The sequence below is a fragment of the Streptomyces sp. DSM 42067 genome, assembly GCF_055792885.1.
In genome coordinates, this window is the sequence record NZ_CM147706.1 from 6520820 (window position 1) to 6531328 (window position 10509).

A 10509-nucleotide genomic window follows, 5' to 3' on the forward strand; every position below is an offset into this window, starting at 1 on the left:
TTGCCCGCCTGCGCCGCGGATTCCCCGGACGTCTACGGCTTTGTCAGTGCCGTGGTGTGCAATGGATCTCGTGCCCGTGCTCGAAGAATCCCTGAAGAAAGTGATCGGCCCCGCCACAGCGAAGGTGATGGCCGAGCACCTCGGCCTGCACACGGTCGGCGACCTGCTGCACCACTACCCCCGGCGGTATGCCGAGCGGGGCGAGCTCACGCGCCTTGCCGACCTCCCGCTGGACGAGCACGTCACGGTGGTCGCGCAGGTCGCGAGCGCCCGGATCATGAAGTTCAGGGGCGGCAGCGGCCAGCGCCTCGAGGTGGTCATCACCGACGGCAGCGGCCAGCTGCAGCTGGTCTTCTTCGGCAAGGGCGTGCACAAGCCCCACAAGGACCTGCTGCCCGGCACGCGCGCGATGTTCGCGGGCAAGGTCTCCGTCTTCAACCGCCGACTCCAGCTGGCGCACCCCGCATACCAGCTGCTGCGCGGCGGCGAGGACGACGAGACCGTGGACTCGTGGGCCGGAGCGCTCATCCCGATCTACCCGGCCACGGCGAAGCTGGAGTCCTGGAAGATCGCCAAGTCGGTGGACACGGTGCTGCCCAGCGCCCAAGATGCGGTCGATCCGCTGCCACCCGCCCTGCGCGAGGGGCGCGGACTGGTCCCGCTCCCCGAGGCACTTCTCAAGATCCACCGGCCGCACACCAAGGCGGACATCGCGGACGCCCGCGCGCGCCTGAAGTGGGACGAGGCGTTCGTGCTCCAGGTCGCCCTGGCCCGGCGGCGGTACGCGGACACCCAGCTCCCCGCTGTGGCACGCAAGCCCAAGCCGGACGGCCTGCTCGCCGCCTTCGACGCCAGGCTGCCCTTCACGCTCACGGAGGGCCAGGAGAAGGTCTCCAAGGAGATCTTCGACGACCTGGCCACCGAGCACCCGATGCACCGCCTCCTCCAGGGCGAGGTCGGTTCGGGTAAGACGATGGTGGCTCTGCGCGCGATGCTCGCCGTCGTCGACGCGGGCGGCCAGGCCGCGATGCTCGCGCCCACGGAAGTCCTGGCCCAACAGCACCACCGGTCGATCACCGAGATGATGGGCGAGCTGGCAGAGGGAGGGATGCTGGGCGGCGCCGAGCAGGCCACCAAGGTCGTCCTGCTGACCGGGTCCATGGGCGCGGCGGCCCGCCGCCAGGCCCTCCTGGACCTGGTCACAGGTGAGGCCGGAATCGTCATCGGCACCCACGCCCTGATCGAGGACAAGGTCCAGTTCCACGACCTCGGCCTGGTCGTCGTCGACGAGCAGCACCGCTTCGGTGTGGAGCAGCGCGACGCCCTGCGCGGCAAGGGCAAGCAGCCGCCGCACCTCCTCGTCATGACCGCGACGCCCATCCCGCGCACGGTCGCGATGACGGTCTTCGGCGACCTGGAGACCTCGGTCCTCGATCAGCTCCCCGCCGGACGCTCGCCGATCGCCAGCCATGTCGTACCGGCCCAGGACAAGCCGCACTTCCTCGCGCGCGCCTGGGAGCGCGTGCGTGAGGAGGTGGACCAGGGCCACCAGGCATACGTCGTGTGCCCGCGCATCGGAGACGAGGAACCGGAGGCCAAGAGCAAGAAGAAGACGCCGGAGGACGAGGCGGAGAAGCGCCCGCCGCTCGCTGTGCTGGACGTCGCCGAGCAGCTCGCACAGGGCCCTCTGAAGGGCCTCAAGGTCGAGATCCTGCACGGCCGTATGCAGCCCGACGACAAGGACGCCGTGATGCGCCGCTTCGCCGCCGGCGAGACGGACGTCCTGGTCGCGACGACGGTCATCGAGGTGGGGGTGAACGTCCCGAACGCCACGGCGATGGTGATCATGGACGCGGACCGCTTCGGCGTCTCCCAGCTCCACCAGCTGCGCGGCCGCGTAGGCCGTGGCTCGGCCCCGGGCTTGTGCCTGCTGGTCTCCGAGATGCCCGAGGCGAGCGCTGCCAGGGCCCGGCTCAATGCCGTCGCAGCGACACTGGACGGCTTCGAGCTCTCCCGTATCGACCTGGAGCAGCGCCGCGAGGGCGACGTCCTCGGCCAGGCCCAGTCCGGCGTCCGCTCCTCCCTGCGGATGCTCACCGTCATCGACGACGAGGAGATCATCGCCGAGGCCCGCGAGGAAGCGGCAGCCGTCGTCGCCCAGGACCCGGAGCTCGAGCATCTCCCCGGCCTGCGCACGGCCCTGGACGCACTGCTCGACGAGGAGCGCGAGCAGTACCTGGACAAGGGCTGACAGAGCCGCACCCAGGTGAGGACTGACAGAATGGAGGCACGGGGGCTGGGAAACTGAATGCGTGACCAACGCGCACGTACTCCGACAAGGACAGAGATGACCCGCGTGATCGCCGGCCGGGCCGGCGGACGCCGCCTCGCCGTACCGCCGGGCAACGGCACCCGCCCCACATCCGACCGCGCACGCGAGGGCCTCTTCTCCACGTGGGAGTCCCTCATGGGCCCGCTCGAAGGCGTCCGGATAGCCGATCTGTACGCCGGTTCGGGGGCCGTCGGGCTTGAGGCGCTGTCCCGCGGTGCCACACACGCCCTTCTCGTCGAGGCCGACGGCCGAGCCGCCCGCACCGTCCGCGAGAACGTGCGCACTCTGGGACTTCCGGGAGCAGACGTACGTACCGGAAAAGCCGCCCAGATCATCGCGGGACCGGCCCCCTCCGACCCGTACGACCTGGTCTTTCTCGACCCGCCGTACGCCGTCTCAGACGACGATCTTCGCGAGATTCTGCTCACACTCCGCACCGGGGGCTGGCTCGCGGCCGACGCCCTCGTCACCGTGGAGCGCAGCACCAGGGGCGGCGAATTCAGGTGGCCTGACGGCTTCGAAGCGATCAGGGCCCGTCGTTACGGCGAGGGGACCTTTTGGTACGGTCGCGCCGCCTCTACGTGCGAAGACGCACCATGACCGGACCGGAGAGCGAGGGACTCAAGTTGCGCCGCGCCGTCTGTCCGGGGTCGTTCGACCCCATCACCAACGGACACCTCGACATCATCGCCCGAGCCTCCAAGCTCTACGACGTGGTGCACGTCGCGGTGATGATCAATCAGTCCAAGAAGGGCCTGTTCACCATCGAGGAGCGGATCGAGCTGATCCGCGAGGTCACCGCCGAGTTCGGCAACGTCGAGGTCGAGTCCTTCCACGGCCTCCTCGTCGACTTCTGCAAGGAGCGCGACATCCCGGCCATCGTCAAGGGCCTGCGCGCCGTCAGCGACTTCGACTACGAGCTGCAGATGGCCCAGATGAACAACGGCCTCACCGGCGTCGAGACGCTCTTCGTCCCGACCAACCCCACCTACAGCTTCCTCTCCTCCTCGCTCGTCAAGGAGGTCGCGACCTGGGGCGGCGACGTCGCCCACCTGGTGCCGCCAGTGGTCCTGGAGGCCCTCAAGAAGCGCCTCGGCAAGGACTGAAGCCCTGACTGACCGTCACCCGGTGTCGGGCCGCAGCGGACTGCCCGTACAGTCACCTTGTCCGTCTTCAACACAGCTGTAGAGAGTGGCGAGCGCCGGTGGACGTGCAGAAGAAGCTCGATGAGATCGTCGCGGCGGTCGGCAATGCCCGCTCCATGCCCATGTCGGCCTCCTGCGTGGTGAACCGTGCCGAGCTGCTCTCGATGCTCGAGGAAGTACGTCAGGCGCTGCCCGGCTCCCTGGCGCAGGCCCAGGAGCTCATCGGCGACCGCGAGCAGATGGTCGAGCAGGCCCGCCAGGAGGCCGAGCGGATCATCGAGAGCGCGCACGCCGAGCGCGGTTCGCTGATCTCCGACACGGAGATCGCCCGGCGCTCGCAGAGCGAGGCGGAGCGCATCCTCGACGAGGCCCGCAAGGCGGCCGAGGAGATCCGCGCCGAGGCCGACGACTACGTCGACTCCAAGCTCGCCAACTTCGAGGTGGTCCTCAACAAGACCCTCGGCTCCGTCGGCCGCGGCCGCGAGAAGCTGCTGGGCACAGGACCGGGCGTCGACGAGCAGGGCTACGAGGACGAGGACGCCCCCCAGCGCAGCCACGACCCCGAGACCCTGCGCCGCACCGCCGACCAGTACGTGGACGTGAAGCTGGGCGCCTTCGAGGCGGTGCTCGCCAAGACGCTGGAGGCGGTCGGCCGCGGCCGGCAGAAGCTCCACGGCCGCATCGCCACCGACGATCTGGGCGCGCTCGGCCCCGACGGCCTGGCGCATCAGCACACCAGCGACGCCGAGTACCTGGCGGACCTCGCACAGCTGGCAGACCCGGCCGAGCCCTCTCCGTTCGGCTCGCAGCCCCAGTCCGCCCCAGCGCAGTCCGGGTCGGCGGCCGACGTACACATCCCGGCCCAGCAGCCCTACGAGCAGCAGGATGCGTACTCGCCCACTCCCGGCTTCGCTCGAGCGGGAGGTGCCCCCATCCAGCAGGACCCCTACGCGTACCAGCAGCAGGACCAGTACGGCTACCAGCAGCCCTACGGGCAGCAGGACCCGTACGGCTACCAGCAGGCCTACGACCAGAGCGGGCAGCAGCCGCAGCAGGCGTACGACCCGGGGCAGGGCGAGGATCAGGGATACAACCACGGCCGGCCGGGGGACGGGACGGCCGCACTCGACGAGACCAGCCTCTTCGACACGAGCATGATCAGCGCGGAGCAGCTGCGCCAGTACGAACAGGGGCGCTAAGACCGACCGGCGAATGAGGGGCGGCGTCCCATTTGCCGGTCGGTCCAAGCCCACGCCGTTCCCGGGCCGGGGGGCCGGCGAAGTGCGGATTGGGTCGAGAGCGAAAGGTCCAGTATCCTGGCTCTTCGGTCGCGCTTGCGCTGCGCTGACTTCGCAGACCGCCCGCGATCCGTGCTGCTCGAACGTCGGGTCCTCATTCCGGTGAGGCCACGACGGAGCGGCTCTCCCCCGACCTTCGACGATCGAAAGCAGGAACGGCCCTGAACGCCCGCCTCGACCACCGCAACCCCCTCGTGTTCGACACACACGAGCTGGGGCGGCGTCCTGGTGCGCTTCAGCGCCTGACCCGCACGATCGACGCTCCCAAGGACTTCGGTCTCCAGGGAGTGATCGGAGTGCCGGAAGGCGCTCCGGTCGAGCTCGAACTCCGGCTGGAGTCGGTCATGGAAGGGGTGCTCGTCACAGGGACCGCCCGTGCGCGCGCCGAGGGGGAGTGCGTAAGGTGTCTGGAGCCGCTCGGGCTGGAGCTCGAAGCGGACTTCCAGGAGATGTTCTCGTACCCTGACGCCGACGACCGGGGCCGTGTGATCGCGGAACCGGGCGACGACGCCGAGGACGACGAGGACAGGCTCTTTATCGAGGACGGCCTGTTCGACCTCGAGCCCGTGCTGCGCGATGCGGTGGTGCTCGCACTGCCGATGCAGCCGGTGTGCCAGGAAGACTGCCCGGGTCTGTGCTCCCAGTGCGGAGCGCGGCTGGCGGACGACCCGGACCACCACCATGACGCCGTCGACATCCGTTGGGCGGCACTGCAGGGACTCGCCGAGACCATTCAGGACGGCGAGAAGGACGAGATGAGCGGCGCCGAAGCGGGCGTCGACGAGAAGCAGGAGAAGTAGCCGTGGCTGTTCCGAAGCGGAAGATGTCGCGCAGCAACACGCGCCACCGCCGGTCGCAGTGGAAGGCTGCGGTCCCCACCCTGGTTGCGTGCGAGCGCTGCCACGAGCCCAAGCAGCAGCACATCGCGTGCCCCGCTTGTGGCACCTACAACAAGCGCCAGGTCCTCGAGGTCTGAGCGGCTGGTGAGAGGCGCGATGTCTGACGCCAAGGCGGAATCGACCGTCAAGAACAAGGCGGACAACACGGCCTCGTCCCACACGCTTCTGGAAGGGCGGCTCGGGTACAAGCTCGAGTCCGCCCTTCTGGTGCGTGCGCTGACCCACCGTTCCTACGCATACGAGAACGGCGGTCTGCCGACGAATGAGCGGCTCGAGTTCCTCGGGGACTCGGTGCTCGGCCTCGTCGTCACGGACACGCTGTACCGCACCCACCCCGACCTGCCCGAAGGCCAGCTGGCCAAGCTGCGGGCCGCGGTGGTCAACTCGCGTGCGCTGGCGGAGGTGGGCCGCGGGCTCGATCTCGGTGCCTTCGTCCGGCTCGGCCGGGGCGAGGAAGGCACGGGTGGCAGGGACAAGGCCTCGATCCTCGCCGACACGCTGGAAGCGGTGATCGGCGCGGTCTATCTCGACCAGGGGCTGGACGTGGCGGCGGAGCTGGTGCACCGCCTCTTCGATCCGCTGATCGAGAAGTCCTCGAATCTCGGAGCCGGCCTGGACTGGAAGACCAGTCTCCAGGAGCTCACCGCGACCGAAGGCCTCGGCGTACCCGAGTACCTGGTCACGGAGACCGGCCCCGACCACGAGAAGACCTTCACTGCTGCCGCCCGCGTCGGAGGCGTCTCGTACGGCACCGGCACCGGCCGCAGCAAGAAGGAAGCGGAGCAGCAGGCCGCGGAGTCCGCGTGGCGCGCGATTCGCGCGGCGGCGGACGAGCGGGCGAAGACGGAGGCCGCGACAGCGGCCGCCTCCGACGGGGTCCCCGACGTTTCGTCGGCCCCGACGACAGCCTGACGGCTGGGCGCGTGGGTCGTCTGACGACCCACGCGCCCATCGCTTTGCGGTCGGCGCCTGCCTGGCAGTGCCTTGCGCTATTGCCGGGTGCGGCTCCGTCCCGCGGGCGCCTGCCCCTGTTCCCCTGCGCTGGCGGGCGGCTGCCCAGGCGACCGTTGTTTGCAGTCGTTCCGTGGAACTTGGGGCACCTCCCAGCGGTAGCTGGGGAGTGGGCACAATCCACGACGTACGGGGCGCAGGCGCATTACCTGGGCGCCGTAGGGGTCCCCGGCCGGCACCGCAGGCGCGGAGGTACGCTGCCGACGCGTGGGGCGGCGCCCCAGTCGTCGGCAAGCCACTCCGGAGGAGACCCGTGCCAGAGTTGCCCGAAGTAGAGGTCGTACGGCGCGGACTCGCCCGCTGGACAGCCCACCGCACCGTCGCCGACGCCGAGGTCCTGCACCCCCGCGCCGTACGACGCCACATCGGCGGCCCGGACGACTTCACGCACCGCCTCAAGGGCCACGTCATAGGCGCCCCGAGCCGCCGCGGCAAGTACCTGTGGCTGCCGCTCGCCGACACGAACACCTCCGTTCTCGCCCATCTCGGCATGAGCGGACAGCTGCTCGTCCAGCCGACTGAGGCCCTCGACGAGAAGCATCTGCGGATCCGGATCCGGTTCGCCGACGACCTGGGGACCGAACTGCGGTTCGTCGACCAGCGCACCTTCGGCGGGCTCTCGCTGCACGAGAACACCCTCGACGGTCTTCCCGACGTCATCGCGCACATCGCGCGCGACCCGCTGGACCCCGAGTTCGACGAGGCCGCGTTCCACACCGCGCTGCGCCGCCGCCGTACGACGATCAAGCGCGCCCTGCTCGACCAGTCACTGATCAGCGGCGTGGGCAACATCTACGCGGACGAGGCGCTGTGGCGGGCCAAGCTGCACTACGACCGCCCCACCGCGACCTTCACCCGCCCCCGTACCACCGAGCTCCTCGGCCATGTCCGGGATGTCATGAACGCGGCGCTGGCCGTCGGCGGCACCAGCTTCGACAGCCTCTACGTCAATGTGAACGGCGAGTCGGGCTACTTCGACCGGTCCCTGGACGCATACGGGCGGGAAGGCGAGCCGTGCCGGCGCTGCGGCACCATCATGCGCCGACGCCCCTGGATGAACCGTTCCAGCTACTTCTGCCCGCGCTGTCAGCGCCTGCCGGTCACCAGGCGGCGTCTTCCGTAGGCGCTACGCGCGGCCGTCGAGGGTGCTGCGCTTCGCGTCGTACGACGCACGCGCTTCGAGCACCTCGTCCATCCGGCCCTCGACGAAGTGGATGAGAGCCGTCAGGCGCTCGGCAACCGCCCGGCCCAGGGGCGTCAGTTCGTAGTCCACGCGTGGCGGGTTGGTGGGCTGCGCCTCGCGGTGCACCAGGCCGTCCCGCTCCAGCGCGTGCAGCGTCTGGGAGAGCATCTTCTCGCTGACCCCGTCCACGCGGCGGCGCAGCTCGTTGAAGCGGAAGCTGCCCTCGTGCAGGGCACCGAGGGTGAGCGCACCCCACCGACCGGTGACGTGTTCGAGCGTGCCGCGCGAGGGGCAATGCCTGGAGAACACATCGAACGCGAGGTCCTGACAGTCCACGGCGCCCTCGGCCTGCGCGATGGGTTTCATGACGCCACCATACTGCCGCACAGCGCTAGCCAAGGGTGCGCGCTATCGAAAAGTTAGCGGCAAGGGGGCTCAGTAACGCATCAGAAGCCGAAATCCTGGGTCCACCACGGGCCGCCCGACTCGAAAACGGCGCCGACACCCATGGTCTCGTACTCGCAGTTGAGGATGTTGGCTCGGTGGCCGGGGCTGTTCATCCAGGCGTCCATCACGGACTGGGCGTTGGCCTGGCCGCGGGCTATGTTCTCGCCGCCCAGATCGGAGATTCCGGCCGCCTCGGCGCGGTCCCACGGTGAGTCGCCGTCCGGATCCGTGTGCGAGAAGAATCCTCGCTCGGCCATGTCCTCGCTGAGTTCCGCGGCCAGCGTGGCCAGCGCGTTGTCCGCGCGCACCGGGCTGCATCCGGCCTCGGCCCGCTCCTTGTTGACCAGCGTCAGCACCTGAGCCTCGGCGGCGCTCTCGGCGGACTGCTCACCCGAGCCGGAGCCGGAGGAGGGCTGCTCGTTCTCGGTGTCGGCGGTACGCGACGGGCTCGTCGTCGTCGCCCCGGAGCCGGAGCCGCCCGAGCCGGTCTCCTTGGCCGACGGCTTCTGTGACGGTGTCGCCGAGGGCTTGGCCGACGACGTCGACGGTGATGCGGACGGCGACGCGGAACGCTCGGTGCTGCGGCCCGTGTTGCCCGTCTCGCGGTCGTCGGCGCTCGCGCTCCCGCCGCCCTGCGTCTCCAGCTCCGACGGGGAGTCCGCGGCCTCGACCTTGTCGGGATTGCCCCCGCCGGTCCGGTAGTTGTCGCCGCCGGGCAGTATGCCGGAAGCCATGGCGACAGCACCCACGGCGACGGCCGCGGAAACGCCGAGCAGCCCCGTACGGACCGGTGCCGCTGCCCGCTTCCTGCGGCGGTGCGACCCTCCGCCGGAGCGGTTGGCCACGGGATTGGGCGCGGTGGGCGCGTATGCGTCCGCGTACAGACTGTCAGCGTACAGACCGGTGCCCGCTGCAGCGCGGCTCGTGGCGGCGCTGCCGGCGGCGGAGCGTCGGTGGCGTCCCATGCCTTGGCCTTCCTCGTCTCGCGGTCAACGTGCGCACCCGAACGGGTGAGGTCCAACGGATCGGGACGCTACCCCATGACGCGAGAGGGCGAAGTGTCTCCTGAGCAATTGCCCGGTTAGCGTGCACCCATGAACGAACATGTCCGGCTCACCGCATGGGTACGCGGACGAGTACAGGGAGTCGGTTTCCGCTGGTTCACGCGGGCCAAGGCTCTGGAGATCGGCGGCCTGAGTGGTTTTGCTCTCAATCTGGGCGACGGACGGGTCCAGGTCGTCGCCGAGGGCCGCCGGGCCGACTGCGAGCGCCTGCTCGACTGGCTGAGGAACGGCGACACACCCGGGAGAGTCGACGGGGTCACTGAGATCTGGGACACCCCGCGCGGCGGCTACGACGGCTTCGGCGTTCGCTGAGTCCAACCCCCGGGCCGGGGTCCCGTGACATGCTCCGGACGCCCGCCCCGACAGGAATGACCTGGTGGTTGCCAAGAATCGCTTGCGGTGGAAGGCTCCACAGGGAAGGATGATCGCCACGCCCTGAGGGCCCCGCAGTGAGGCAGCGCCGCACGTTCTACGGCCGCATGCCCCCGGGCTGCCCGCCGATGCGGGGCGTGATCGTGTTGACCGTCAAACTTTTTGGTGAGACGCTGGAAGCCCCGCGCACCTCAGCTGTTTGGCATGTAAGAACGGCAGCATTGAACTGAAAAGTGTCAAGCACCGCGGGTGCGATTCCCTCACGACCCATCGACCCACACCGCTTCGGTCGGTCACTCAGTGTGGAGGACCATCCATCATGGCAAAGGCGCTTCTCGGTTACGTCGGCGGCTCTGACCCGCGACTTCTCGCCGAGATGCGACGGCTTCAGCAGCGCGTCCAGGACCTGGAGTCCGAGCTCGTACGGATCCAGGCCGAGAACGACGCACTTGCGGCTGCCGCTTCTCACCACCACGGCGACCAGCTTCTGGAGAGCATCGACGTACCCCAGGCGGAGCCTGCGCTCACCTGACCACATCTGATGAACAAGCTGGTCAGGCTGTCCGTGTCAACCGCTTGAGAAACCTCAAGGGACGCTTCGGCGTCCCTTAGTACTGTTCGTACAGATGTCCCCCGCACACCCGACGGCATTCTTAACGTCTGATGTGCCCTGCACCTTCATCGATGAAACCGCAAGTTCATGCAAGTTCATGGAGTGAGACGGCAGGGCCCCGGAGGGTGACGCGCTGGACGCCTCC

The 10509-nt window shown here is 69.2% G+C and carries 12 protein-coding genes; 10 read left to right on the forward strand and 2 right to left on the reverse strand.

Annotated features, from left to right (window positions below):
• Window positions 1-61 precede the first annotated feature (61 nt).
• The 8 genes from recG to mutM all read left to right on the forward strand — a co-directional run bounded on the left by recG (window position 62) and on the right by mutM (window position 7808).
• Window positions 62-2251 carry an ATP-dependent DNA helicase RecG gene (recG, locus tag ACSMXV_RS29615; RefSeq protein ID WP_473174226.1) on the forward strand — a complete coding sequence of 730 codons (2190 nt, stop codon included), beginning with the start codon at window positions 62-64 and terminating at the stop codon, window positions 2249-2251.
• A 96-nt stretch (window positions 2252-2347) separates the two neighbouring features.
• On the forward strand, window positions 2348-2932 hold the full coding sequence (rsmD, locus tag ACSMXV_RS29620) for a 16S rRNA (guanine(966)-N(2))-methyltransferase RsmD (protein WP_181655684.1): 585 nt from the start codon (window positions 2348-2350) through the stop codon (window positions 2930-2932).
• 26 nt (window positions 2933-2958) lie between these two features.
• Complete coding sequence (coaD, locus tag ACSMXV_RS29625; protein WP_473179101.1) at window positions 2959-3438, forward strand: pantetheine-phosphate adenylyltransferase; 480 nt, start codon at window positions 2959-2961, stop codon at window positions 3436-3438.
• 98 nt (window positions 3439-3536) lie between these two features.
• Window positions 3537-4676 (forward strand): ATP synthase F0 subunit B, encoded by a 1140-nt coding sequence (locus ACSMXV_RS29630; protein ID WP_473174227.1) that lies wholly within the window; start codon window positions 3537-3539, stop codon window positions 4674-4676.
• 260 nt (window positions 4677-4936) lie between these two features.
• On the forward strand, window positions 4937-5575 hold the full coding sequence (locus tag ACSMXV_RS29635; RefSeq protein WP_181655904.1) for a YceD family protein: 639 nt from the start codon (window positions 4937-4939) through the stop codon (window positions 5573-5575).
• Window positions 5576-5577: 2 nt separating this feature from the next.
• Entirely contained in the window at window positions 5578-5751 is a 174-nt protein-coding gene (gene rpmF, locus ACSMXV_RS29640; RefSeq protein WP_028802425.1) for a 50S ribosomal protein L32, read from the forward strand.
• A 19-nt stretch (window positions 5752-5770) separates the two neighbouring features.
• Window positions 5771-6586 (forward strand): ribonuclease III, encoded by an 816-nt coding sequence (gene rnc / locus ACSMXV_RS29645; protein ID WP_181866570.1) that lies wholly within the window; start codon window positions 5771-5773, stop codon window positions 6584-6586.
• 352 nt (window positions 6587-6938) lie between these two features.
• Window positions 6939-7808, forward strand: a complete 870-nt coding sequence (gene mutM, locus ACSMXV_RS29650; RefSeq protein ID WP_473174228.1) for a bifunctional DNA-formamidopyrimidine glycosylase/DNA-(apurinic or apyrimidinic site) lyase — start codon at window positions 6939-6941, stop codon at window positions 7806-7808.
• A gap of 3 nt (window positions 7809-7811) precedes the next feature.
• Here mutM and ACSMXV_RS29655 read toward each other — a convergent pair whose 3' ends face one another.
• Entirely contained in the window at window positions 7812-8234 is a 423-nt protein-coding gene (locus ACSMXV_RS29655) for a winged helix-turn-helix transcriptional regulator (RefSeq protein WP_473174229.1), read from the reverse strand.
• 80 nt (window positions 8235-8314) lie between these two features.
• Window positions 8315-9280: a CAP domain-containing protein gene (locus ACSMXV_RS29660; RefSeq protein ID WP_473174230.1), complete on the reverse strand. Its 966-nt coding sequence runs from the start codon at window positions 9278-9280 to the stop codon at window positions 8315-8317.
• A 129-nt stretch (window positions 9281-9409) separates the two neighbouring features.
• Here ACSMXV_RS29660 and ACSMXV_RS29665 point away from each other — a divergent pair, with 129 nt between their 5' ends.
• Together ACSMXV_RS29665 and ACSMXV_RS29670 are read left to right on the forward strand one after the other, a co-directional pair.
• Window positions 9410-9691, forward strand: coding sequence for an acylphosphatase (locus ACSMXV_RS29665; RefSeq protein WP_181655690.1), 282 nt, complete (start codon window positions 9410-9412; stop codon window positions 9689-9691).
• Window positions 9692-10070: 379 nt separating this feature from the next.
• Entirely contained in the window at window positions 10071-10283 is a 213-nt protein-coding gene (locus tag ACSMXV_RS29670) for a hypothetical protein (protein ID WP_181655691.1), read from the forward strand.
• Window positions 10284-10509 lie beyond the last annotated feature (226 nt).